Origin of the sequence: Pseudarthrobacter sp. (assembly GCF_036675385.1) — a bacterium.
Classification (GTDB): Bacteria; Actinomycetota; Actinomycetes; order Actinomycetales; family Micrococcaceae; genus Arthrobacter.
Map to the genome: position 1 here is coordinate 1 of NZ_JAKFFD010000074.1, position 23,285 is coordinate 23,285.

The 23,285-nt window shown below is 65.8% G+C and carries 23 protein-coding genes, 1 pseudogene and 1 riboswitch; of the genes and pseudogenes, 16 read left to right on the top strand and 8 right to left on the bottom strand.

Annotated elements, in window-relative coordinates; genetic code table 11:
• A pseudogene (locus V6M49_RS06100) lies at positions 1-280 on the top strand (PLP-dependent cysteine synthase family protein); the annotation flags it as partial.
• A 4-nt stretch (positions 281-284) separates the two neighbouring features.
• On the opposite strand, the gene V6M49_RS06105 reads toward V6M49_RS06100, so the two are convergent.
• Positions 285-941: an MBL fold metallo-hydrolase gene (locus V6M49_RS06105; protein WP_332760561.1), complete on the bottom strand. Its 657-nt coding sequence runs from the start codon at positions 939-941 to the stop codon at positions 285-287.
• A 110-nt stretch (positions 942-1,051) separates the two neighbouring features.
• Between V6M49_RS06105 and V6M49_RS06110 the strand changes: the two genes are divergently transcribed.
• Positions 1,052-1,534: a Fur family transcriptional regulator gene (locus tag V6M49_RS06110; protein ID WP_246848815.1), complete on the top strand. Its 483-nt coding sequence runs from the start codon at positions 1,052-1,054 to the stop codon at positions 1,532-1,534.
• A gap of 44 nt (positions 1,535-1,578) precedes the next feature.
• Here V6M49_RS06110 and V6M49_RS06115 read toward each other — a convergent pair whose 3' ends face one another.
• The 5 genes from V6M49_RS06115 to V6M49_RS06135 form a co-directional block, all read right to left on the bottom strand.
• Entirely contained in the window at positions 1,579-2,454 is an 876-nt protein-coding gene (locus V6M49_RS06115) for a metal ABC transporter permease (RefSeq protein WP_141140992.1), read from the bottom strand.
• Positions 2,454-3,269, bottom strand: a complete 816-nt coding sequence (locus V6M49_RS06120) for a metal ABC transporter ATP-binding protein (RefSeq protein ID WP_332760562.1) — start codon at positions 3,267-3,269, stop codon at positions 2,454-2,456. The genes V6M49_RS06115 and V6M49_RS06120 overlap by 1 nt, the downstream gene beginning before the upstream one ends.
• Positions 3,266-4,264, bottom strand: coding sequence for a metal ABC transporter solute-binding protein, Zn/Mn family (locus V6M49_RS06125; RefSeq protein ID WP_332760563.1), 999 nt, complete (start codon positions 4,262-4,264; stop codon positions 3,266-3,268). The genes V6M49_RS06120 and V6M49_RS06125 overlap by 4 nt, the downstream gene beginning before the upstream one ends.
• Before the next feature lie 114 nt (positions 4,265-4,378).
• Positions 4,379-5,449 carry a hemolysin family protein gene (locus V6M49_RS06130; protein ID WP_141140995.1) on the bottom strand — a complete coding sequence of 357 codons (1,071 nt, stop codon included), beginning with the start codon at positions 5,447-5,449 and terminating at the stop codon, positions 4,379-4,381.
• Complete coding sequence (locus tag V6M49_RS06135; RefSeq protein WP_332760564.1) at positions 5,446-6,780, bottom strand: hemolysin family protein; 1,335 nt, start codon at positions 6,778-6,780, stop codon at positions 5,446-5,448. Before V6M49_RS06135 ends, V6M49_RS06130 begins: the two co-directional genes overlap by 4 nt.
• Positions 6,781-7,280: 500 nt before the next feature.
• Between V6M49_RS06135 and V6M49_RS06140 the strand changes: the two genes are divergently transcribed.
• The 5 genes from V6M49_RS06140 to V6M49_RS19895 all read left to right on the top strand — a co-directional run bounded on the left by V6M49_RS06140 (position 7,281) and on the right by V6M49_RS19895 (position 13,600).
• The gene (locus V6M49_RS06140; RefSeq protein ID WP_141140997.1) at positions 7,281-11,081 is read left to right on the top strand and encodes a multifunctional oxoglutarate decarboxylase/oxoglutarate dehydrogenase thiamine pyrophosphate-binding subunit/dihydrolipoyllysine-residue succinyltransferase subunit; all 3,801 of its coding nucleotides are present in this window, start codon (positions 7,281-7,283) and stop codon (positions 11,079-11,081) included.
• Between the two features lie 121 nt (positions 11,082-11,202).
• Positions 11,203-11,802 (top strand): GDSL-type esterase/lipase family protein, encoded by a 600-nt coding sequence (locus tag V6M49_RS06145; RefSeq protein ID WP_099093407.1) that lies wholly within the window; start codon positions 11,203-11,205, stop codon positions 11,800-11,802.
• Between the two features lie 101 nt (positions 11,803-11,903).
• The gene (locus V6M49_RS06150; protein ID WP_104061140.1) at positions 11,904-12,746 is read left to right on the top strand and encodes a DUF4097 family beta strand repeat-containing protein; all 843 of its coding nucleotides are present in this window, start codon (positions 11,904-11,906) and stop codon (positions 12,744-12,746) included.
• Entirely contained in the window at positions 12,746-13,357 is a 612-nt protein-coding gene (locus tag V6M49_RS06155; RefSeq protein ID WP_104061139.1) for a PadR family transcriptional regulator, read from the top strand. The genes V6M49_RS06150 and V6M49_RS06155 overlap by 1 nt, the downstream gene beginning before the upstream one ends.
• A gap of 168 nt (positions 13,358-13,525) precedes the next feature.
• On the top strand, positions 13,526-13,600 hold the full coding sequence (locus tag V6M49_RS19895; RefSeq protein ID WP_104061284.1) for a 50S ribosomal protein bL37: 75 nt from the start codon (positions 13,526-13,528) through the stop codon (positions 13,598-13,600).
• Between the two features lie 165 nt (positions 13,601-13,765).
• Here the strand turns inward: V6M49_RS19895 and rsrA are convergent, their stop codons facing one another.
• Positions 13,766-14,026: a mycothiol system anti-sigma-R factor gene (gene rsrA, locus V6M49_RS06160; RefSeq protein ID WP_104061138.1), complete on the bottom strand. Its 261-nt coding sequence runs from the start codon at positions 14,024-14,026 to the stop codon at positions 13,766-13,768.
• Positions 14,023-14,832 (bottom strand): sigma-70 family RNA polymerase sigma factor, encoded by an 810-nt coding sequence (locus V6M49_RS06165; protein ID WP_442959699.1) that lies wholly within the window; start codon positions 14,830-14,832, stop codon positions 14,023-14,025. Before V6M49_RS06165 ends, rsrA begins: the two co-directional genes overlap by 4 nt.
• Positions 14,833-15,148: 316 nt before the next feature.
• Here V6M49_RS06165 and V6M49_RS06170 point away from each other — a divergent pair, with 316 nt between their 5' ends.
• The 9 genes from V6M49_RS06170 (at position 15,149) to V6M49_RS06210 (ending at position 23,259) form a co-directional block, all read left to right on the top strand.
• On the top strand, positions 15,149-15,685 hold the full coding sequence (locus tag V6M49_RS06170) for a DoxX family protein (RefSeq protein WP_056343291.1): 537 nt from the start codon (positions 15,149-15,151) through the stop codon (positions 15,683-15,685).
• 6 nt (positions 15,686-15,691) lie between these two features.
• The gene (gene aroA / locus V6M49_RS06175; protein ID WP_332760565.1) at positions 15,692-17,092 is read left to right on the top strand and encodes a 3-phosphoshikimate 1-carboxyvinyltransferase; all 1,401 of its coding nucleotides are present in this window, start codon (positions 15,692-15,694) and stop codon (positions 17,090-17,092) included.
• A complete protein-coding gene (gene rsgA / locus V6M49_RS06180) occupies positions 17,076-18,191 on the top strand; it encodes a ribosome small subunit-dependent GTPase A (RefSeq protein WP_141141000.1) in 1,116 nt (371 codons plus the stop codon). Before aroA ends, rsgA begins: the two co-directional genes overlap by 17 nt.
• Positions 18,192-18,243: 52 nt before the next feature.
• Positions 18,244-19,056 carry a histidinol-phosphatase gene (hisN, locus tag V6M49_RS06185; RefSeq protein ID WP_058931973.1) on the top strand — a complete coding sequence of 271 codons (813 nt, stop codon included), beginning with the start codon at positions 18,244-18,246 and terminating at the stop codon, positions 19,054-19,056.
• A 159-nt stretch (positions 19,057-19,215) separates the two neighbouring features.
• Positions 19,216-19,329, top strand: a riboswitch (SAM riboswitch).
• Between the two features lie 35 nt (positions 19,330-19,364).
• The gene (locus V6M49_RS06190; protein ID WP_332760566.1) at positions 19,365-20,804 is read left to right on the top strand and encodes an aminotransferase class V-fold PLP-dependent enzyme; all 1,440 of its coding nucleotides are present in this window, start codon (positions 19,365-19,367) and stop codon (positions 20,802-20,804) included.
• Between the two features lie 121 nt (positions 20,805-20,925).
• Positions 20,926-21,684 (top strand): class I SAM-dependent methyltransferase, encoded by a 759-nt coding sequence (locus V6M49_RS06195; RefSeq protein ID WP_332760567.1) that lies wholly within the window; start codon positions 20,926-20,928, stop codon positions 21,682-21,684.
• 31 nt (positions 21,685-21,715) lie between these two features.
• The gene (locus tag V6M49_RS06200) at positions 21,716-22,429 is read left to right on the top strand and encodes a metal-dependent transcriptional regulator (protein WP_141141003.1); all 714 of its coding nucleotides are present in this window, start codon (positions 21,716-21,718) and stop codon (positions 22,427-22,429) included.
• The gene (locus V6M49_RS06205) at positions 22,430-22,864 is read left to right on the top strand and encodes a fluoride efflux transporter FluC (RefSeq protein ID WP_141141004.1); all 435 of its coding nucleotides are present in this window, start codon (positions 22,430-22,432) and stop codon (positions 22,862-22,864) included.
• Positions 22,864-23,259, top strand: a complete 396-nt coding sequence (locus V6M49_RS06210; protein ID WP_332760568.1) for a fluoride efflux transporter FluC — start codon at positions 22,864-22,866, stop codon at positions 23,257-23,259. Before V6M49_RS06205 ends, V6M49_RS06210 begins: the two co-directional genes overlap by 1 nt.
• Positions 23,260-23,285 lie beyond the last annotated feature (26 nt).

A 23,285-nucleotide genomic window follows, 5' to 3' on the forward strand; every position in this document is an offset into this window, starting at 1 on the left:
CGATGCCGCCTCCGTCGCAGCCATGCGGCACCTGCGCACGGTCGCCGACCTGCATGCCGGACCGTCCACGGGCACCAATCTGTGGGGCGTCTGGCAGCTTGTGGCGGAAATGGTGGCCGAGGGACAGCGCGGCAGCATTGTGTCGTTGATGTGCGACGGCGGCGACCGCTATGCGGGCAACTACTACAATCCCTCGTGGCTGTCGGGACAGGACCTGGACCCCGAGCCGTATGAGGAAGTCATCCGCCGGTTTTTCGAGACCGGCGCCTGGAGCGCGTAGCCGATCAGACCTCCACTGATTCCCGCGGGGCAAGGCGGGTGTACTCGGTGCCGTATTTCCGGCCCAGCCGGGCAACATGGGATTCTGCGACCTTCAGGCCCGTTTCGTTGAGCAGCCCGTCGTGGATCTGGAACGCACGCGGGGCCCGGACGGCAATGACAAAATCCACCACCTCGCTGACCTTGCTCCACGGCGCGTGGAGCGGAACCAGCAGCGTCTGCACGCTGAGGCCGTCCGGGATGATGAAAGAGTCCCCCGGGTGGTAGACGTTGCCGTCCACCAGGTAGCCGATGTTTGCCACGATGGGAACCTGCGGGTGGATCAGTGCGTGCTGTCCGCCGAAGCTGCGCACGTTGAAGCCGGCCGCGGCAAAACTGGAACCGGGTTCAACCGTGTGGATCCGCGCTGCGGCCTGCGGCGCCTCCTCCCGCAGGTGCGCGGCCACTCCGGCCGGCGCGAAGACCGCCAGGACGTCAGAGCGGCGCAGTGCGTTGACCATGGCCGGCACATCCACATGGTCGGCGTGCTCGTGCGTGATCAGCACGGCCTGCGCCCCGGCCAGGGCTTCGGCCGTCTCGGAGAATGTTCCCGGATCCAGCACCAGCACCCCGCCATCCTTCTCAAGCCGGACGCACGCGTGGGTGTATTTTGTCAGCTTCATAGCGCCAGCCTAGGGTCCGGCCCCAAGCCTGTCCAAGGGGCGTCCGGCTGTTCAGCCCCGGCTGGTAATCTTGATGATTGCCACCGTCCCTCAGGGAAGCGAGTACCTTCATGCCGTTCGGCACCAAAGCTGACGCCACGCCGTCGACCGCTGCATCCGGCGCAGGCACCGTTAGTGTGCCCGGCAAGGAGCAGCGCGTCACCAAGCAGCGTGTGGCCGTCAGCGCTGCCCTGGACGAGCTGGATGACTTCGTCAGCACGCAGGAGCTATACCGCATCCTGCAGAACAAGGGCGTCTCAGTTTCCCTGGCAACGGCGTACCGGATCCTGCAGTCCCTCGCCGACGAGGGCCTCGTGGACGTGCTGCGCAACGGCGAGGGCGAAGCCGTTTACCGGCGCTGTGCCGTGACCGGGCACCACCATCACCTGCTGTGCCGCAACTGCGGGAAGGCCGTGGAAGTGGAGGCCCCGGCGGTGGAAACCTGGGCCGCCCGGATCGCCACCGAACATGGCTACACCGAGGTGGCGCACACCGTGGAGATCTTCGGCCTGTGCCCGGAGTGCACAGCCCTCAGGGCCGCTGGCAAGCTCTGACGGCCTGCGCCGCCGCAACCTGAAGCATCCCGTGTATGCCCGTGTCAGCGGGCGTGCACCAGCCGGCCGTTGATGCCCTTCTTGGCCCGGACACTGCCGACGACGCGGCACACCACGTAGATCAGGAATGACAGCGTGGTGACGTAGGGGCTGATGGGGATCCGGCCGCCCAGGGCCAGCAGGATTCCGCCCACCGTGGCCGTGACGGCGAAAACAACGCTGAGCGCCACGACGGCCACGGGAGCGGACGTCACGCGGAGCGCCGCGGCTGCCGGGGTGATCAGCAATGCGAGCACCAGGAGCGCCCCCACCACCTGGATGGACAGCGCTACGCTGACTCCCAGCAGGACCATAAAGATCAGCGCGAGCGTCCGTACGGGCACCCCGCGGGCTTCGGCCAGTTCGGGATCAACGCTGGCAAAGTTCAGCGGGCGCCAGATGGCTGCCAGGGCTGCAATGACCAGCACAGCGGCGCCGGCAAGGACCTGGAGCTGGACGGTGTCCACGGACACGATCTGCCCCGTGAGCAGGCCGAATTTGTTGGCGGCCCGGCCTTCGTAGAGCGACAGGAACAGGATGCCGAGCCCCAGGCCGAAGGGCATGATCACCCCGATGATGGAGTTTTTGTCCCGGGCCCGGACGCCCATCAGGCCCAGGAGCAGCGCCGCCGCCACCGAGCCGATGAGCGAGCCAAACACGATGTCCGAGCCGATCAGGAGCGCAAACGCCGCCCCGGCGAAGGAGAGCTCCGAGATGCCGTGGACGGCGAAGGCCAGGTCCCGCTTCATCACGAAAGTGCCCACCAGACCGCCGAGCAGGCCCAGCACGGCCCCGGCCCAGATCGAATTCTGGACCAGCACCAGCAGCTCGCCATAGTTCTCGAAACTGAAGATCGCTCCGATAATACTGTCCGCATCCATCAGGCCACCTCCCCCACCGTGGCGTGAACATCGGCATGGTGGTGCGTGGTCGCGTCGGGCAGGCCGACGACGACGATGCGCCCGTTCGCGTGGATGACTTCCACATGGCTGCCATAAAGCTCGGACAGGACTTCGGTGGTCATGACTTCTTCCGGCGTCCCCACCCGGAACCGCCCGCCGGCCAGGTACAGCACCCGGTCAACGTAATCGATAATGGGGTTGATTTCATGGGTGACAAAAACCACCGCGCTGTTCTGGGCGTGGCATTGTTTGTTGATCAGCGCGCTGACAGCCTGCTGATGGTGCAGGTCCAGGGACAGCAACGGTTCGTCACAGAGGAGGACCCTGGGGTCCGTGGCCAGCGCCTGGGCCACCCGGAGGCGCTGCTGCTCACCGCCGGAGAGCTGGCCCACTGGGACTTTAGCGTAGTCACTGGCGCCCACCAGTTCCAGGAGCTCATCGATCCTGCGGTTTGCCCGGGACTTGCCCAGCCGCAGCCCCCAGCGGTGGCCGTCCACGCCGAGCCCCACCAGGTCCCGGGCACGCATGGGGGTGTCCGGAGCAAAGGATTTCTGCTGCGGAATGTAGCCGATCAGGTTGCTGCCCCGCTCCACGGGACGGTCGCCAAGGGTGGCCCGGCCGGACTGCAGTTCCTGCAGGCCCAGGAGAACCTTGAGGAAACTGGTCTTTCCGCTGCCGTTGGGGCCCAGGACGGCGAAAAACTCACCGGGCCTGATGTCCAGGTCGAGATCCTCCCAGAGCAAGCGTTTGCCGAACTGCAGGGACGCCCCGCGGAGGCTGACCACCGGTTTCAACTATTTTTCTCCAAAACTTTGCTGACGTTGTCAACATTGTCCGTCATCCACTGCAGGTACGTCTTGCCTTCGGGCAGGGTTTCGCTGAAGTCAATGACGGGAACGCCGGCTGCTTCGGCTGCCTTTTTCAGCGCCTGTGTCTGGGGTCCCTCTGTCTGCGCGTTGTAGGCCAGAAGCCTGATGTCCTTGGATCCCGCCAGGTCCGTGGCTGCCTTCAGCACAGCGGCCGGAACGTCCGAGCCTTCCTCGATCGCGGCGGTGTAGTCGGCCGGAGTCCTGTTCTCCAGCCCTGCCGCCTCGAGCAGGTACAGCGGGACGGGCTCGGTCACGGCCACGGCTGTGCCTGCTCCGCTGGCCTTCAGCGCGGCGAGCTTGACGGCCAGACCGTCCACCCCGGCTTTGAAGGTTGCGGCATTGGAAGTGAACAGGGCTGCGGATTCCGGTTCGAGTTCACCCAGTTTTGCCGCCAGTGAATCAGCGAGCTTACCCATGGCATCCAGGCTGTACCAGGCGTGCTCGTTGAACTCACCGTGCTCGTGGTGGTGGCCGTCGGCTGACTCGCTCGCCGCCGACGGCGAATCGGTGTGGCCTTCCTCCGGAGCCAGGCCAGCCACTTCGACGGCCGTGACGATATTGCTGTGGGGGATGTTGCTGTCGTCGGCCATCTTGTGGAGGAAGGCGTCGTAGCCGCCGCCGTTCTCGATCACCAGTTCCGCTTTGGACACCAGCAGCCGGTCCTGCGCGGTGGCCTCGTACGAATGCGGGTCCTGGCTGGTCTTGGTGATGATGGAGGTGACGTTGACTTTGTCCCCGCCGATGATCGCGGCGATGTCGCCGTACACGTTGGTGGACGCCACCACATCGACGACGCCGGCGGATGACTCCGTGCCGGACGTCGCCGACGGTGCACCGCCTCCGGAGCCGCAGGCGGTGAGCAGCAGGCTCACGCCGGCGAGGGCTGCGAGGGACGTTCGGATGGCGGCTGGGTGGCGCACGGAAACCTCAGTTCAGTACAGGGATGGACTTTTGCGTCTCCAAAAAGCTTACCCCTAAATGTGAATGATTCCTATTTAGGATAGCCGGGCCGGTCCCTCGCGGACCCGGCGCGCTCAGTCACCGTTCGGCTCGCCCAGCCTCCTGATGCCGGTGGCCTGCGTGGCGTCCCGGATCTCTCCCACCAGCTGCTCGATCACGTCTTCCAGGAAGAGGACGCCGTGGGTCTGCCCGTCCGCGCCGATCACGCGGGCCAGGTGTGAGCCCGTGCGCTGCATGACGGACATGGCCGTTTCAACTTCGTCGTCCAACGCGAGGTTGGCCAGCGAACGGATCCTGCTCTCGGCGATGGGGTGCTGGTAGTCCGACTCGGGAATGGACAGCACATCCTTCACGTGGAGGTAGCCGGACAGCATGCCATCATCGTCCAGCATCGGGAACCGTGAGAAACCGGTCCTGCTGACTGCTTTTTCAAACTCCACCGGTGTGGTGGCCGCCTTCAGCATGACCAAATCCTCCAGTGGAACCATGATGTCCGACGCCGTGTATTCGGAGAATTCCAGGGCGCCGGTGATCAGGCCTGCATCATCATCCACCAGCCCGTGGCGGGTGGATTCCTGCACGATCGACTGGACTTCTTCGAGCGTGAAGGACGAGTTCACCTCATCCTTGGGCTCAATCCGCAGCAGCTTGAGGATGTGGTTGGCGGACCAGTTCAGCGCGACGATGGCCGGGTTGACCAGCTTCGCAACAAACATCAGCGGCGGCGCCAGCAGCAAGGCAGCCTTGTCCGCCACCGATACCGAGATGTTCTTCGGCACCATCTCGCCGAACGTCACGTGGAGGAAGGTCACCACCATCAGGGCAATCGCGAACGCCGCGACGTCGGCAACTTCCACCGGCAGCCCGACAGCTTCCAGGGGAGCCGCCATCAGGTGGTGGATGGCCGGTTCGGCCACCTGCAGGATCAGCAGCGAGCACACGGTGATGCCCAACTGCGCACAGGCCAGCATCAATGAGACGTTTTCCATGGCGCGCAACGTGGTCTGTGCCCGCATGGAACCGGCCTCGGCCAGGGGTTCGATCTGGCTGCGCCTGGCCGACATCACGGCGAACTCGGCGCCGACAAAAAACGCGTTACCCAGCAGGAGGACAACCAGCCAGGCAATTCCGGCCCAGTCACTCATCGTTCACCCCCGTCTTCCGGAGCAGGCTCCGCTTCAGGCGCCGCCGGATGGAAGGAGATCCGCTCGATCCTTCGGCCGTCCATCCTGGTCACGCTCAGCGTGCCTCCGCCTACGTCGACGGTGTCCCCCACTGCGGCGATCCGGCCCAGTTCACTCATGACGTACCCGCCCACGGTTTCGTAGGCGGCTTCGTCCGGAACGGTCAGCCCCGGGATCTGTTCGGAAAGCTCGTCAGGGCGCAGCAACCCGGGGAAGTACCAGTCCCCGGAGGCGCTCTGGAGCAGTCCCGGGCGTACCTTGTCGTGCTCGTCGGACACTTCACCGACGATTTCCTCCACCAGGTCCTCAAGCGTGGCGATGCCTGCGGTTCCGCCGTATTCATCCAGGACAATCGCGAGCTGGAGGTTTCCCTCGCGCAGCTCGGCCAGGAGGGCATCGAGGTGGATGGTCTCCGGCACGCGGAGCACATCGGTCATGATGGCCCCGGCCTCCAGGTTGGCCCGCCGGTCCCACGGCACGGCAACGGCCTTCTTGACGTGGACCAGGCCCTTGATGTCGTCGGAGGACTCCCCGATGACGGGGAAACGGGAGTACCCGGTGCGCCGGGCAGCGTCCAGGATGTCCGAGACGGGCTGGTCGGCGTCGATGGTTTCCATCCGGATCCGGGGCGTCATAACATCGGCGGCCGTCCGGGCCGAGAAGTTCAGGGTGCGGGCCACAAAGTTGGCCGTCCCGGCGTCGAGCGTTCCCATGGCGGCGGAGCGCCGCACCAGGGAGGCGAGCTCGGCCGGCGTCCGGGCACCGGAAATTTCTTCCTTGGCCTCCAGGCCAAAGACGTTCAGTACCTTGTTGGAAAAGCCGTTCAGCACCACGATGGCGGGCTTGAAGACGGCCGTGAAGACCAGCTGCGGCCGCGCCAGCGCCTTGCCCACTTGGAAGGACAGTGCAATGGCCATGTTCTTGGGCACGAGTTCGCCAAGCAGCATGGACAGCAGAGTGGCCAGCGCCATGGCGATGACCAGGGAAACGGATGCCGCCGCCACTTCGGGAATACCAACGGCGGCCAACGGGCCCTCAAGGAGTCGTCCTACAGACGGTTCCATCACGTAACCGGTCAGAAGGGTGGTCAGGGTGATGCCGAGCTGACAGCTGGAAAGCTGGGTTGAGAGGGATTTCAGGCACTTGAGCAGTGGGACGGCACCCGTGTCACCGTTATCGATGGCACGTTGGACCGTGGCCTGGTCAAGGGCAATCAGGGAAAATTCGACGGCGACGAAAAAGCCGGTGCCGGCGATCAGCAGGAGGCCTGCCGCGAGGAGCAACCACTCCATTCAGCATCCCGCCCGAAAGTCGGGAGAAATTGTGTGAAGCCGGGGGAAACGGACCGGCGGAGGATGATCGGCCGAAGCCGACGCTGTTTCCATAGGGGCTCCGCCGGGGTGGGCTGACGGAGAATGATGGGCGCGTGTTCGGGGTTTGCCGGCTCTGCGGGTGGACTGCGCGGTGCTGTACGTTGTGCTCCGCTGACAGCCCCCAGGCCGGCACCTAGATTTACTGTCCATAAGAATTTCAGTCTACAGGAGCAGATTGCGCCTTTCGGATGGCCGCACTGAGGTCACGGCGCACCCGCGCCGGGACGGTTGCCGGACGCCACAATCCGCGATCTCCGCGTCATTGCCATGATTTGGGTCACCGTTATTGGCAGTTAACACAGAATGCTCATTAGACTGGCAACGGTCCGGGTTCAGGACGCAGAGACTGGTTCGAATGTTGTGCTGCGGCACCGTGGCGGCCAGAGAGAAATCAAACTCATGGAAGAGGCGTATTTCAAGTGCCAGAGCAGCCTAGCCACCGTCTACCAGAGGAATTTGGCGGAAACGAGTGGCTCGTTGACGAACTGTACGAGCAGTATCAGAAAGACAAGAACACGGTGGATACCAAATGGTGGCCCCTTTTCGAGTCCTTCGATTCAGGCAGCGGTTCTTCTTCCAACGGAAGCACGGCGGTAGCCGTGGCCCACCCAGCAACCCGCGAAATGCCGGCTGTACCGCCGGCACCTCCGGCTTCTGCAACTGCTGCACCGGCAACGTCGCCGGCCGCACAGCCCGCAGCGCCGGCCACCGCCCCCGCGGCGGCAAAAAAAGCTCCCGCTACGGTCGCCCGCGATGGCGCGAAGAAGACCGAGCCCGGAACCGGCGCCCAGCCGATTCCCGCCCAGCTTCCCAAGAACGTCAAGGCACCCACGGCTCCGGAAGAGGACGTGGTCTCCGTTCTTCGTGGCCCGGCCAAGGCCATCGCCACCAACATGGTCACCAGCCTTGAGGTCCCCACGGCCACCAGCGTCCGGGCTATTCCGGCCAAGCTGTTGATCGATAACCGCGTGGTCATCAACTCCAACCTGGCCCGTGCACGCGGCGGCAAGGTTTCCTTCACGCACCTCATCGGCTACGCCGTGATCCGGGCACTCGCCCAGTTCCCCTCGATGAACGTGTACTACGACGAAATCGACGGCAAGCCCAGCGCTATCCAGCCGGCCCATGTCAACTTCGGCATCGCCATTGACATGCCCAAGCCGGACGGCACCCGCCTGCTCATGGTGCCCAACATCAAGAAGGCGGAGACCCTCAACTTCTCCGAGTTCTGGCACACCTATGAAGACCTGATCAAGCGTGCCCGCGCCGGCAAACTGACCGCTGATGACCACTCCGGCACCACGGTGTCCCTGACCAACCCCGGCGGCATCGGCACCGTTCACTCCGTGCCGCGTCTGTCCAAGGGGCAGGCTGCAATCATCGGCGTCGGCGCGCTGGACTACCCGGCCGAGTTCCAGGGCGCCAGCGAAAAGATCATTGCGCAGAACGCCATCAGCAAGGTCCTCACGCTGACATCCACCTATGACCACCGCGTCATCCAGGGAGCCGGCAGCGGCGAGTTCCTGAAGCTTGTGCACCAACTGCTGCTCGGTGCCCAGAACTTCTACGACGAAATCTTCGAGTCCCTCCGCATCCCGTACGAGCCCGTTCGCTGGAGCCCGGACCTGCAGGTGGATCCTGCCGACCAGATCAACAAGGTTGCCCGGATCCAGCAGCTGATCCACTCCTACCGTGTGCGCGGCCACTTGATGGCAGACACCGATCCCCTGGAGTACGTCCAGCGCAAGCACCCGGACCTTGACGTCCTCACCTATGGGCTGACCCTGTGGGACCTGGACCGTGAGTGGCCCACCGGCGGTTTCGGCGGCGCGCCCATGCTCAAGTTCCGCGACATCCTCGGTGTCCTCCGTGATGCCTACTGCCGCACCACCGGCATCGAGTACATGCACATCCAGGAGCCGGAGGAACGCAAGTGGTTCCAGGACCAGCTGGAGCACCCTTACTCGAAGCCGAGCCGCGAAGAGCAGCTGCGCATTGTGTCCCGGCTCAACGCGGCCGAAGCGTTTGAAACCTTCCTGCAGACCAAATTCGTCGGCCAGAAGCGCTTCTCGCTGGAAGGCGGCGAATCCCTGATTCCGCTGCTCGACGCCATCATTTCCGATGCCGCCGACGACGGACTGGACGAGGTTGCAATCGGCATGGCCCACCGCGGCCGCCTGAACGTCCTCACCAACATCGCCGGCAAGACCTACGCCCAGGTGTTCCGCGAATTCGAAGGCACCCAGGATCCCCGCTCGGTGCAGGGCTCCGGCGACGTGAAGTACCACCTCGGTACCGAAGGCACGTTCACATCGGAAAGCGGCAACGAGACCAAGGTCTACCTCGCCGCCAACCCGTCCCACCTCGAGGCTGTCGACTCGGTGCTCGAAGGCATCGTCCGCGCCAAGCAGGACCGCCTGGACCAGGGCGAGGCCTTCCCGGTCCTGCCCCTGATGGTCCACGGCGACGCTGCATTTGCAGGCCAGGGCGTGGTTGCCGAGACGCTGAACCTGTCCCAGCTCCGCGGCTACCGGACCGGCGGCACCATCCACGTGGTGGTCAACAACCAGGTGGGCTTCACCACCGCCCCATCGTCGTCGCGTTCATCCACGTACTCCACGGACGTCGCCAAGATGATCCAGGCACCGGTGTTCCACGTGAACGGTGACGATCCCGAGGCAGTGGTGCGCATTGCCCAGCTCGCCTACGAGTTCCGCCAGCGTTTCCACAAGGACGTTGTGATCGACATGGTGTGCTACCGCCGCCGTGGCCACAACGAGGGTGACGACCCCTCGATGACCCAGCCCATGATGTACAACCTGATCGAGGCCAAGCGCTCCGTCCGCAAGCTGTACACCGAGGCACTCATCGGCCGTGGCGACATCACCGAGGAAGAAGCGGAGCAGCTGCTCCGCGACTACCAGGAACGGCTGGAGCGGGTCTTCGCCGAAACTCACGCGGCCCAGACCTCGCCCATCCCGATCATCACCGCGGACTCCGCCGCCGTCTCCGACATTGAGCGTCCCATCGCCCAGCAGGCTGACTTCGGCACCAACGCCCCGGCGTCCACTGCCATTTCTCCGGAGACCCTGGCACGCATCGGCAAGGCCCACGTCCAGATCCCCGAGGGCTTCACCGTCCACGCCAAGCTCAAGCAGCTCCTCGAAAAGCGCGAGCAGATGTCCCGCGAAGGCGGCATCGACTGGGGCTTTGGCGAGATCGCGGCCTTCGGATCGCTGATCATGGAAGGCGTTCCCGTCCGGCTTGCCGGCCAGGACTCGCGCCGCGGCACGTTTGTGCAGCGCCACGCGGTGTTCCACGACCGCGCCAACGGCGGCGAGTGGCTGCCCCTGGGCCACCTCTCGGATGACCAGGCGAAGCTGTGGATCTACGACTCCCTGTTGTCCGAATACGCGGCCATGGGCTTCGAATACGGCTACTCGGTGGAACGCCCGGATGCCCTGGTGCTGTGGGAAGCGCAGTTCGGTGACTTCGTCAACGGCGCGCAGACCATCATCGATGAGTTCATCTCCTCGGCCGAGCAGAAGTGGGGCCAGCGCTCCTCCCTGGTCCTGATGCTGCCGCACGGCTACGAAGGCCAGGGCCCGGACCACTCGTCGGCACGCATCGAACGCTTCCTGCTGATGTGCGCCGAAGAGAACATGATCGTCGCCAACCCCACCACGGCGGCCTCGCACTTCCACCTGCTGCGCCGCCAGGCGTACAGCCGGCCGCGCAAGCCGCTGATCATCTTCACGCCGAAGCAGCTGCTGCGCCTCAAGGCAGCCGCGTCGTCCGTCGAGGACTTCACCACGGGCTCCTTCCGCCCCGTCATCGGTGACCACGAGCCGCTGGCGGCAGACGCCGTCGAACGCGTACTGCTGGTCTCCGGCCGCCTGTACTACGATCTCCTGTCCACCCGGCAGAAGACCGGTGACAAGACCACCGCGATTGTCCGTGTGGAGCAGCTCTACCCGCTGCCGCACGAAGAAATCGCAGCGGAACTGGCCAAGTACCCGAACGCGGAGGTTGTCTGGGCACAGGACGAGCCCGCCAACCAGGGACCGTGGCCGTTTATGGGCCTGAACCTCCCGGAGGCGCTGGACCGGCGCGTCCGCCTGGTGTCGCGTCCCGCATCGGCCTCCACGGCGGCCGGCTCCATGAAGCGACACGCAGCTGAGCAGGATTCACTGCTGAAGCAGGCATTTGCACGGAAGTAGTCCCAGTGGCTGCCCGGCCGGACGTCGAAATACCAGACTCCGGCCGGGCAGTTCTGTTTAATGAAGATGGATCATAGCCACGCCGATTGGCCTGAATCGGCACGGACGTAAAGAGGGACTTGTGGAAGACAGGAAGCTGCGGATCGCAGCTGTTGGAGATGAACTGCTGGCCGGGCTGGGCGATCCCAGGGCCCTCGGCTGGCTGGGCCGCGTGTTGGCCCGCACTCCGCAGGACGGCATGGTCATGGAAGCGTATGCCCTCCCCTGTCCCCAGGAAGGAACGGAGGGGCTGGCTGCCCGCTGGCAGGAGGAGGCCGGGCGGCGGTTCGGTGACCAGCACGAGAACCGCCTGGTGATCGGCCTCTCGGGCCGGGACATCGAGTTCGGCCTGTCCACCGCCCGGAGCCGCCTGAACCTGGCCAACATCCTGGATACCGCCACGCAGAACCGGATCGAGGTGTTTGTGGTGGGCCCGCCGCCCACGCTGGACCCGGTACAGAACCGCCGGCTCGCCGATCTGAACACAGCCTTCGCTGACGTCACCACCAGGCGCAAGCACCTCTATGTGGACACGTTCTCCCCGCTGCTGAACCACGAACAGTGGCGCCAGGACCTTGCGGCCAACACCGGCACGCCCGGGCAGGCTGGCTATGGCTTGATGGCCTGGCTGGTCCTCCACCGTGGCTGGTTCCAATGGCTGGGCATGGACGCCCCCGAGTAAGCATCCCCAACCCTTCCAGTCGCGATATATCTTGACTGCTTCCGGCGGTCCGTTATATCTTGGAATATCAATCACGATATATCGCGGTTTTGGAGGATTTCATGACAGAGGACAGCTGGACCGTCACTGGTCCGCAAACCATCGACGTTGACCACGTCAGGTCGCTAAAGCTGGGCATGGTCCGCGGCCGGTTCGACGTCGTCACCCATGCCGACGCCGTTGCCCGCGTGGAGATCAACGACGTCCAGGGCGATCCCGTGTCGGTGACACTGACGGACGGCCGGCTTGAGGTCCGCCATCAGCTGCACGGCCCGCAGGGCTGGTTCAAGAACCTGATGGGCACCGTCAACCACAACAGCAACAACTCAGCGGTTATCAGTATTGCGCTGCCTGCGGGCGTCGAGGTGGAGGCCGGTACGGTCAGCGGCGATGGCCTTGTGTCCGGAATCAGCGGGCACACGCGGCTCAATACCGTTTCAGGTTCTGTGATGGCAGACGGCACATCCGGGGAACTTCACGTCAACACCGTCAGCGGCGAGGTCATCGCGCGAAACCACGACGGCGTCCTGACCGCCAAGAGTGTCTCCGGCGAGGTCACCGCATCCGGCCGGTTCAGCAACATCCGGGCTCACACGGTCAGCGGCGACATGAGTTTTGACCTGCTCGGCTTTACCCACGACTTCGGTGCCAATTCAGTCTCCGGCGACCTCACCATCAGGCTGCCGCACGACGTCGGGGTGGACATCGTGGCGAAGTCTGCCAGCGGCGTTGTGGTGATTGATGACCAGCAGTACTCTCAGCCCGGAGGCAAGGTGGAAACCATTGCCGGACCGGACGGGAAGCTGATGCTGGTCCGGACCAACTCGGTGTCCGGCAAAACGTCCATCTTCCATGGCCAGCCGGCCCGCAGTGACGACGCAAGTAGCCCGGAAGCGGGGCACTGATGCCTCCGGTGTTCGCCCACGGCGCGCTCCGGCTGTACCTGCTCGCACTGCTGGAGTCGGGGCCTAAGCATGGCTATGAACTGATCAAAGCCCTCAGCGAACGGTTCGGCGGCACCTACTCCCCAAGCGCAGGAACCATCTATCCGCGGCTGGGGAAGCTGGAGGAAGAAGGGCTCGTCGCCACCGAGCCCGTTGGCCGCCGCACCAACTACCGCATCACCGCGGCGGGGCTTGCCGAACTCAACAAGCGCCGGGAGGAACTCGCCGGAGTCGAGAACGACATTTCCGCTTCCGTCCGCCGCCTGGCGGACAACCTGCGGGCGGATATCCGCGCCAACATGCGTGGGTTGCGGGCAGACCTGGCAGCCACCGCAGAGGCGGCCCGTTCCACGGCGCGGGCCGCCGATTTCAGGAAAGCCGGCCGCCAGTCTTCGGAAGGGTTCCGGGAGCTGAAGGAAGCGGAGATGCTGCTGCAGGCATTCCGGGACGACCTGCGCGTGGAACTGCGGCTGCAGGCAACCCGGCAACCGCTCAGCGCCGTCACGCTGGAAACTGTCAGGACCGTGCTGGACCAGGCGCGCATCTCCATCCGCAACTCACTGCCCGGCTGAGCCGCCCGGCTGAGCCGCCCCGCTGAGCTGCGCGGCCGAGCTGCCCGGCTGAGCCGGCCGGATCGGTGTTGCCCCCGGTCACAGCCCGTTTCGGTTTCGCGGCGTGTCCCATGGTGTGGGAGACTTGAGGGCAGCTCTTTTGAGTACCAACATTTAAGGAGGCCAGCTATGAGCAAGCGTGCACGTAAACGTCGTGACCGTAAGCGTGGCGGCGCGAACCACGGGAAGCGCCCCAACGCCTAAGCTAAAGCTTGGAAAACGGTTTAAGCGAAGGACCCCGGAAGCCACATGGCTTCCGGGGTCCTTCGTTTTTGCACTGGACTTTCACGCCTGCGGTACTGCTGACGGGCATCGACGCAGCCAGGCGTCCAAGCGGTCAGGTGTCCCTTCAGACGGCTACCGCTTGTGTCAGGCGTCCACCGGGCGGATGGAGTGGATCCGGTCCAAAATGGCGTTCTTCAGGTTTTCCGGAGCGGCCTCGGTGCACGAGCGCTTCACCAGGTTGCGGATCACGCACTCGAGGTCGTATTGCTCGGTGCACTCAGGGCACTCATCAAGGTGGGTCTTGATTTCCGTGATGTCCTGGCGGGTCAACGCCCCGTCGAGGTATTCGTAGATGCGTTGCATCCGGGCGTCATCGCAGTCGCCCAATCCCTGGCAGTCGCTCATTTCCTGTTCTCCTGTTTTGTGGTCGCGGCCGTGTCCTGTGATTCGACGGCGCCTTTGAATCCTCGTTCGGCGGCATAGTCCGCCAGCATGTCCCGCAACATTTTCCGGCCGCGGTGGAGCCGGGACATCACTGTCCCGATGGGCGTGTTCATGATGTCCGAAATCTCCTTGTACGCGAAGCCTTCGACATCGGCGAAGTACACCGCCAGCCGGAACTCCTCGGGAATGGCCTGCAGCGCCCGCTTGACGTCCGAGTCCGGCAGGTGGTCCAGCGCCTCAGCCTCGGCCGAGCGCAGGCCGCGGGACGTGTGCGACTCCGCCCTGGCCAGCTGCCAGTCCTCGATGGTGTCCGAGTTCGACTGCAGCGGTTCGCGCTGCCGCTTCCGGTAAAGGTTGATGTACGTGTTGGTCAGGATCCGGTACAGCCAGGCCTTGAGGTTGGTTCCCGGCTTGTACTGATGGAACGCGGAGAACGCCTTCGTGTAGGCCTCCTGGACCAGGTCTTCCGCATCAGCGGGGTTCCTGGCCATACGCATGGCGGCCGAGTAGAGCTGATCCACGTACTGCATGGCATCACGCTCAAAACGGACCCGGCGTTCTTCCGCTGATTCGGTGGCCACATCCACAGGTTGCTCGGCGGGCCCAGGCTCAGCGGGCACAGGGACAACCGCTGCAGGCTGCGCGTCTGCCGGCCGCGAGTCACTCCCTGCCGGCGCGTCGCTGCTGGCATTGGCTTCGCTGCTTGTTTTGGCTTCTCGTTCGGAGGCCTCATACATGGCCTCGAGGGCCGGATCCAGGGTGCTCATTGCGTTCAAGTCTACTGTGACGGCCTTGGCGCGCGCCGTACCGTACTCCGGAGGATCGGATTCCAGAGTCTGCAGTGCTACGGATCCGGCGGGCTCCGTCCCGTCCTTCAGTAACCTCAAGGGCAACTCCAGTCTGTGTCAGGCCATAATGTTCCAGGCAAATACCTGCCGGGCAATCCATGATGAGTCAATTCGTCCGGTGTTCGGCGGACCCGCAAACCATAACCGCTGGCGGCAGGCAAATATTCCCCAAAAGTGCAAGACTAGAACGGACTCCGCCGCATCCGGTGCGGTTCGTCCAGCCAGGAGGAAACCCATGTCCTTTGTCCGTACTCTCGCCCGCCCCATGCTGGCTTCCAGTTTCGTAGTCGCCGGACTGGACAAGCTGAAGAACGCCGATGACACCGCCACCCAGCTTTCGCCGCTCCTGCAGAAGGCAGCCGCGTCGCTGCCGTTCCAGGCCGACGAAAAGATGCTGGCCCGGGTGATCGGCGGAACGCAGGTGGGTGCCGGCGTGCTGTTCGGCCTGGGCAAGTTCAGCCGCCTCTCGGCAACACTGCTGACCGTCATCTCGCTCCTGAACACCTTTGTGGAATGGCGCAGCGCGGACATCAGCACCAAGGAAGGCCGAGAAGCCCGCCGGAACCAGCTGCTCAAGAACATTTCCCTCAGCGGCGGCGCCCTGCTGGCCTCGGTGGACACCGCCGGCAAGCCGGGCCTGGCCTGGCGTGCCGAGCACCTCGCCGCGGACGCCCGGAAGAGCGCCGCCGGCGCCCGCAAGACCACCGGCCAAAAGCTTCACAAGGCAGACAAGGCCGTGCGCCGCGCCGTCGAACACGCAACGGGGGCGTAAGGACGGATGACCGGTTCCACCCCGCCCGCAGCCACCGACTCTCACAGCTCCACCGGCACCGTTCCGCACTGGCCGGCCCCCTTCGCCAGCAGGCCCATCAACGCCACCGTCACGGTGCCGGGTTCAAAATCCCTGACCAACCGGTTCCTGGTGCTGGCCGCGCTGGCTGACGGGCCGTCCCGCCTCCGCGCCCCCCTGCATTCCCGGGACTCTGCGTTGATGATCGACGCCCTCCGCCAGTTGGGAGCCACCATCACGGAGGTGCCCGGCGACGGCGCGTTCGGGCCGGACCTTGAGGTCATGCCCCTGAGCCAGGAGGCGCCGTCGTCACGGACGCACATTGACTGCGGCCTCGCCGGAACAGTGATGCGGTTTGTTCCGCCGCTTGCGGCGTTGCGCAACGGCGTGAGCGTGTTCGACGGCGACCCCCACGCCCGGAAGCGTCCCATGGGCACCATCATCGAGGCCCTGAAAGCTCTCGGGGTGGCCCTGACCGCGGACGACGGCGGGACCCCCTCGTCGCTGCCGTTCACCGTTGCTGGCACCGGGGAAGTCCGGGGCGGCCACCTGGTGGTCGATGCCAGTGCGTCGTCACAGTTCGTCTCGGCCCTCCTGCTGGTCGGCGCCAGGTTTACCGACGGACTCCACCTTGAACACGTGGGCAAGCCGGTGCCGAGCCTGGACCACATCAACATGACCGTTGCCGTACTCCGCGGCGTCGGTGTATCAGTTGACGATTCCGTGCCCAACCACTGGGTAGTGGCACCGGGCCCCATCCGCGCCTTTGACCAGCGCATTGAGCAGGACCTCTCCAACGCCGGCCCGTTCCTGGCCGCCGCGCTGGCCTCCGGCGGCACTGTCCGGATCCCGGACTGGCCCGCCGGCACCACCCAGGTGGGAGACCTCTGGCGCAGCATCCTCGCGGACATGGGCGCGGACGTCAGCCTGGTTGACGGCGTCCTGACCGTCACGGGCGGGCCAGAGATCAAGGGTGCGGATTTTGACGAAACCAGCGAACTCGCCCCTACCGTGGCGGCCCTCTGCGCCCTGGCCAGCGGACCTTCACGGCTGACCGGCATCGCGCACCTTCGCGGCCACGAGACGGACCGGTTGGCCGCGCTGGTCACCGAAATCAACCGCCTCGGCGGCGACGCGGAGGAAACCAGCGACGGCCTGGTGATCCGCCCGGCAAAGCTGCACGCCGGCGTCGTCCACAGCTACGCGGACCACAGGATGGCCACCGCCGGTGCCATCCTCGGCCTCGCGGTACCGGGCATCGAAGTCCAGGACATCGCTACCACTGCCAAGACCATGCCGGAATTCCCGCAGATGTGGGCCGACATGCTGGCCCAGGGCGCTGCTGCCGACAAGCGCGCGGAAGGTCCCACCGGTGGCACGCAGCACTGATTCCTGGGACGAGTCCGACGTCCGGATCCGGCCCAGCAAAAAGGGCTCCCGGCCGCGCACGAAGGACCGCCCCAGCCACGACGACGCCGTCACGGGCCGCATCATCACCGTGGACCGCGGCCGGTACACCGCCGTCGTCGGCGAAGACTCGGGCGACGAGCGGATCATCATCGCAGCCAGGGCCCGCGAACTCCGCCGCTCCCCCGTGGTTGCCGGCGACTTCGTCTCCCTCGTTGGAGATGTCTCCGGGGAGCCTGACACGCTGGCCCGCCTGGTCCGGATCCAGGACCGCAGGACCCTGCTGCGCCGCAGCGCCGATGACACTGATCCGATCGAGCGTGCGGTGGTGGCCAACGCAGATCAGCTGGTGGTGGTGGTGGCCGCCGCAAACCCGGAGCCGCGCACAGGCTTCATCGACCGCGCCCTGGTGGCCGCTTACGACGCCGGCATTGAGCCGCTGCTGCTCGTCACCAAGGCGGACGTCAAGGATCCGGCGGAACTGCTGTCCAACTACGAGCACCTGGACTTCCCGGTGATCATCAGCCGCACGTCGGACTCCGAAGCCTCAGGTATCGATGCCCGCTCCGACGACGGCCTCTCGGCCCGCCTGGACAGTGACGCAGTTTCGCAGCTCCGCGCGTACCTCGAAGGCAAGGTCTCGGTGATGCTGGGTCATTCCGGCGTCGGCAAGTCCACCATGGTCAATGCACTCACCGGAGCCGAACGGGCCACCGGTGGTGTGAACGCGGTGACCGGCCGCGGCCGCCACACGTCGTCGTCGGCCCTTGCCCTGAAGCTGACCGGAGCTCCCACCGGAAGCTGGATCATCGACACCCCTGGCATCCGTTCGTTCGGCCTTGCCCATGTGGACCCTGACCGGATCCTGCGGTCCTTCCCGGACCTGGAGCCGGGTACGGATGCCTGCGAGCGTGGCTGCAAGCACAACACCGCTGCCGTCAACTGCGGGGTGGATGCCTGGGTGTCCGCCGGCCACGCGGGCCCCACAGGCCCGGCCCGGCTCGCGTCCCTGCGACGGCTGCTGGGCACGGATCCCCGCCTGGTGGGCCAGGAAACCAAGGAACTGGGCAGCATCGGCTAGACGGAACGCCGATGTCCCCAACACTGCGGCCCTGAGACGGTAGTTTGGAACCATGATCCAACCCGCTTCGAGCTACAACGATGACTTGCGCCTTGCCCATGTGCTGGCAGATTCCGTGGATGACCAGACCATGAGCCGCTTCAAGGCACTGGACCTCCGCATCGAGACCAAGCCGGACCTGACGCCGGTAACGGACGCGGACAAGTCCGCGGAGGAAGCCATCCGCGGCCAGCTGTCCCGCTCGCGTCCGCGCGACGCCGTGCTGGGCGAGGAATTCGGCAGTTCGGGCCATGGCTCCCGCCGCTGGATCATTGATCCCATCGACGGCACCAAGAACTTTGTCCGCGGCGTCCCGGTCTGGGCCACCCTGATCGCCCTCGTGGACGAAGGCGAACCCGTGGTGGGAGTGGTCAGCGCGCCCGCGCTGGGCAAACGCTGGTGGGCCGCCAAGGGTTCCGGCGCGTACATGGGCAAGTCCCTTGCCGCCGCAACGCGGCTCCGCGTCTCGGACGTCTCCAAACTTTCGGATGCCTCCCTGTCCTACTCCAGCCTGGGCGGCTGGAAGGAACGCGGCAACCTGGATGAGTTCCTGGGCCTGACCGAGGACGTGTGGCGCACGCGCGCCTACGGCGATTTCTGGTCCTACTGCATGGTGGCCGAAGGTTCCGTGGACATCGCCTGCGAGCCCGAACTGAACCTGTACGACATGGCCGCCCTGGTGCCCATTGTGGTGGAAGCCGGCGGCCGTTTCACCTCCTTGGAGGGACAGGACGGGCCGTTCGGCGGCAACGCCCTGGCCACGAACTCCATCCTGCACTCAGAGGTGCTCAAGCGGCTGAACCCGAATCTGGACGATCTCCTCTAGGCGCTTTCTTCGAACTATCGACGGCGGACGCCTCCTCAAGGGGGCGTCCGCCGTCGTATCTTCGACAAATGAGGCTGTTCCTCAAACGCGCGTAACAAAGTCCTTAACATTGGGCCGAGCTTCCTTTCTGCAGCGGCGGATGTTCTAGGCTTCTTAACAGGTCACGAGTGCCAGCGCTAAACCCCGGTTTGCTGGCCGGCAACCCTCCATTCGCGGTGGGGTGCCCCGGGTGACGACCAGGCCGGTCCGGAATGGACACGGCAAGCGCGGATTCCCGTTACCGGGAGTCCTTTTAGAGTGAGGTCTCCGTGACAACTGCCACCGTCTCCCCCAGCACTGTTTCTCCCAGCAACGCTGGCCCCGCCAAGGCCGCTGCGTTGTTCAACGATGCCGCCGCCATTGCCGGCCGCCCCCTCTCTGCCGTCACCGGCGCGGAAATCCAGGCACCGCTGATCCAGGGCGGCCACATCCGGTACGCAAACCTGGACTACGGCGCATCCGCTCCCGCCCTCTCCGTGGTGTCGGCCTACCTCAACGAGATCCTGCCGTTCTACGCCAGCGTCCATCGCGGCGCCGGCTACGCATCCCAGATCAGCACTTCCGTCTATGAGAACGCCCGGGACATCGTGCGCGACTTTGTGGGCGGACGCCCGGACGACTCCGTCATTTTCACCCGGAACACCACCGACTCGCTGAACCTGCTGGCGGGTTGCCTGCCGGCGACGGACGGGCGGCCCAATGGCGATGTCCTCTACCTGGACATCGAACACCACGCCAACCTCCTGCCGTGGCAGGGAGTCCCGCACCGCAGCGTCGTCGCCGCGGACACCATCGTGGGGACCCTCGAGGTCCTCCGCGCCGAACTTGAGCAGGGCAACGTCAGCCTCCTCGCGGTCACGGGCGCCTCCAACGTCACCGGCGAGATCCTCCCGATCAAGGCCCTGGCCGCCCTCGCCCATGAGTACGGGGCGCGGATCGTGGTGGACGCCGCGCAGCTGGCACCGCACCGGCGCATCAATATCAGCACCGACGACGTCGACTACCTCGCCTTCTCCGGGCACAAGCTCTACGCGCCCTTCGGCTCCGGCGTCCTGGTGGGCCGCACCGACTGGCTCGACGCCGGCACGCCCCACCTGGCCGGCGGCGGCGCCGTCCGCGAGGCAAGGCTCGACGGCGTCAGCTGGGCCACCGGTCCGGCCCGGCACGAGGGCGGCTCCCCCAACGTCCTCGGCGCGGCCACCCTGGCCCGCGCCACCCAGGTCATCGCATCCCTGGACCACGACCGCTGGCACGCCCACGAGGCGGCCATCAGGTCATTCCTGGTGGAAGGGCTCGGGAGGATCGACGGCGTCACCGTGCACCAGATCTTCTCGGACACGGACGCCGAAACGGGCACCATCGGCGTGGTGAACTTCTCCGTGGCAGGGTACGACGCCGGGCTTGTGGCCGCGTACCTGTCGGCCGAGCATGGCGTTGGCCTCCGGGACGGCCGCTTCTGCGCGCACCCGCTGCTCAAGCGCCTCGGCCTTCCCTCCGGTTCCCTGCGGGCCAGCTTCGGCGTGGGCTCACGGCTGGAGGATGCCCAGCGGCTCCTTGCCGGCCTGGAGCAACTCCGCCGGACCGGCCTGGGCTGGGACTACGTGGTGGACGCGGGCCGCTGGGTTCCGGCCAACGACACCCGCACGTACCCTCACTGGGCTCCCAACACCCCGGGCACCGCCGGCGCGGCTCCGTGCCTTGACGACTGACTGACGCTTTCCTCCCCTGGTTCCTGACCGGGCCGCCATCTGACCGCCGCCTGACCCAGGGGCTGCGGCCCATGCGGTAAATTCGAAGGATACCGATGGGCACAGTTGAAGGAGGCCGCACGTGGCACGGGGTGGCCCCAGACTTGAGCACGGACGCCGCCTGGAGCTCGGACGGAGTTTCCAGGACGGCGGCGAACACTACCAGCGCGTACGCCCTGGCTACCCTGCCGACTCAGCGGACTGGCTGATCCCTGCCGGGGCCGCGGACGCCGTGGACGTGGGGGCCGGAACCGGCAAGTTCACCGCTCTTCTGCTGGAACGCAGCCTGGCGGTTTCCGCCGTGGACCCGTCGCCGGACATGCTCGAACAGCTGCGGGCCCACTACGCGGCGGCGGACGCGACGCAGGGGACGGCAGAGGCGACGGGACTCGCTGACTCCTCGTTCGACGTCGTAAGCGTGGCGCAGGCCTGGCACTGGTGCGATCCGCTGCCGGCGAGCACCGAACTGGCGCGGATCCTGCGGCCCGGCGGAACGCTCGGGCTGATCTGGAACCAGCTGGACACATCTGTTCCGTGGGTGCACCGGTTGTCCCGCATCATGCACGCGGGCGACGTCTACAAGCCCGGGTTCCGCCCGGTGGTGGGGCCGGAGTTTGAAGGCCTCGAGAGCCATGTGACGCGGTGGGAGGACAGCCTCAGCACGGCGGACATCATGGAACTGACGAAATCCCGCAGCTACTACCTGCGCGCCGGCGAAGCCACGCGCGGCAAGGTCCTCGCCAACCTCGACTGGTACCTGCACGAACATCTGGGGCACGCCGCCGAAGAGGAGATCAGCCTGCCGTACCTGACATTGACGTGGCGGGCCACGAAGGCGTGACGGGCGCTGACCACCGGGTAGGCTTGGAAACGTGAAGACCAGCGCGCCCTCCTCCTCGATCGAGGACTACGTCAAGGTCATCTACGGCTTCACGGAGTGGCAGGACAAACCCATCACGTCCTCCCAGCTCGCGCAGCGCCTGGGGGTGGCCAATTCCTCGGTCTCGGAGATGGTCCGCAAGCTTAAGGACCATGGCCTGGTGGACCACAAGCCATACAGCGCCATCACCCTGACAGACTCCGGGGTCCGGCTGGCATTGTCCATGGTGCGCCGGCACCGGCTGATTGAGACCTACCTGGTGCAGGAGCTCGGTTACAGCTGGGACGAAGTCCACGACGAAGCCGAACTGCTGGAGCACGCGGTGTCGGACACGTTTATTGAGCGCATGTCGGCAAAGCTGGGCAACCCGCAACGCGACCCGCACGGTGACCCGATCCCTTCCGCGGACGGTACGGTGCTGCTGCCAGCAGCTCATCTGCTCGGCGAACTCGATCCCGGACACACCGGCCGGATCACGCGCATCAGCGACGAGAACCCTGATCTGCTGCGGTATCTTTCGGCCGAGGAAATTGACCTCGACGACGAGGTGGAGGTAGTGGGCCGTAAGCCGTTTGGCGGAGCGCTGGTGGTGCGGATCAGCAACGCCGGCAGGAAGCGGGACTACGATCTCGCGGATGAAGTCACCGCGGCGCTCTGGGTCCACAGCGACCACCCCCACACCGGCTGCACCCTCAGCGACCGCTGAATGACGAGCGCCCGCGTTCCGCACTGGCGGGCATGGCTGGCCGTGGCGGCAGGCGGCCTGGCCGGAACGGAACTCCGGTACGGGCTGGGACTCGCCTTTCCGGAAACCGTGGGGGCAATGCCCTGGACCACCCTGGGAATCAACGTGACCGGAAGTTTTGTGCTGGCTGCCCTCACTACGGTCTGGATGGCCCGGCCGCAGACGGCATTCTGGCTCCGTGCCGGCCTGGGGCCCGGATTCCTGGGCTCGTTCACCACGTTCTCAGCAGTCGTTTTCTCGAGTGACCAACTGTCCAGGGCCGGCGAACATCCCGTGTGGATCGCCTACCTGGGGCTGTCCCTGCTGCTGGGACTGGGCGGCGCGGCCGGTGGCTGGCGGACCGGACGGCTACTCAACGACCGGCTGCAGGGTGACCGGGCGGGGACAGCGCGGTGATGGGCGCTGTCCTGGTGGGAGTGTTCGGCATGGCGGGCGCCCTGCTGCGCTTCGCCGTCGACAGCTGGTTCGCCCACCGCGAGGGGCTCCGCACGGCCGTCAGCCCGAGCGGTAGGCCGCGGCACTGGCCGTGGGCCACGCTCACCGTCAACGTCACCGGGTGCCTGATCATCGGACTGTCCATCGGCATGACCGGACGGCTCGGCTTTGCCCCTGAGTGGCAGACCGCTGTCGCCACCGGCCTGGCGGGCGGGCTCACCACGTTCAGCTCCTGGACCACCGCCACGGTGCGGCTCCTGAGCGAGTCGCGGTTCGGTGCCGCCGCCCTGAACACCGGCGCCAACCTGGCCGCCGGATTTGCCGCGGCGGCTGTGGGCATCGCACTGGCGTCGTAAGGGACTCAAACAGGTTTGTCCCGGTC

Bases quoted from the DNA above. Each gene is read 5' to 3' on its own strand.
- V6M49_RS06105 (WP_332760561.1), bottom strand. From the start codon at position 941: ATGAAGCTGACAAAATACACCCACGCGTGCGTCCGGCTTGAGAAGGAT.
- V6M49_RS06110 (WP_246848815.1), top strand. From the start codon at position 1,052: ATGCCGTTCGGCACCAAAGCTGACGCCACGCCGTCGACCGCTGCATCC.
- V6M49_RS06115 (WP_141140992.1), bottom strand. From the start codon at position 2,454: ATGGATGCGGACAGTATTATCGGAGCGATCTTCAGTTTCGAGAACTAT.
- V6M49_RS06130 (WP_141140995.1), bottom strand. From the start codon at position 5,449: ATGAGTGACTGGGCCGGAATTGCCTGGCTGGTTGTCCTCCTGCTGGGT.
- V6M49_RS06135 (WP_332760564.1), bottom strand. From the start codon at position 6,780: ATGGAGTGGTTGCTCCTCGCGGCAGGCCTCCTGCTGATCGCCGGCACC.
- V6M49_RS06150 (WP_104061140.1), top strand. From the start codon at position 11,904: ATGACAGAGGACAGCTGGACCGTCACTGGTCCGCAAACCATCGACGTT.
- V6M49_RS06155 (WP_104061139.1), top strand. From the start codon at position 12,746: ATGCCTCCGGTGTTCGCCCACGGCGCGCTCCGGCTGTACCTGCTCGCA.
- rsrA (WP_104061138.1), bottom strand. From the start codon at position 14,026: ATGAGCGACTGCCAGGGATTGGGCGACTGCGATGACGCCCGGATGCAA.
- V6M49_RS06165 (WP_442959699.1), bottom strand. From the start codon at position 14,832: ATGAGCACCCTGGATCCGGCCCTCGAGGCCATGTATGAGGCCTCCGAA.
- V6M49_RS06170 (WP_056343291.1), top strand. From the start codon at position 15,149: ATGTCCTTTGTCCGTACTCTCGCCCGCCCCATGCTGGCTTCCAGTTTC.
- aroA (WP_332760565.1), top strand. From the start codon at position 15,692: ATGACCGGTTCCACCCCGCCCGCAGCCACCGACTCTCACAGCTCCACC.
- hisN (WP_058931973.1), top strand. From the start codon at position 18,244: ATGATCCAACCCGCTTCGAGCTACAACGATGACTTGCGCCTTGCCCAT.
- V6M49_RS06205 (WP_141141004.1), top strand. From the start codon at position 22,430: ATGACGAGCGCCCGCGTTCCGCACTGGCGGGCATGGCTGGCCGTGGCG.
- V6M49_RS06210 (WP_332760568.1), top strand. From the start codon at position 22,864: ATGGGCGCTGTCCTGGTGGGAGTGTTCGGCATGGCGGGCGCCCTGCTG.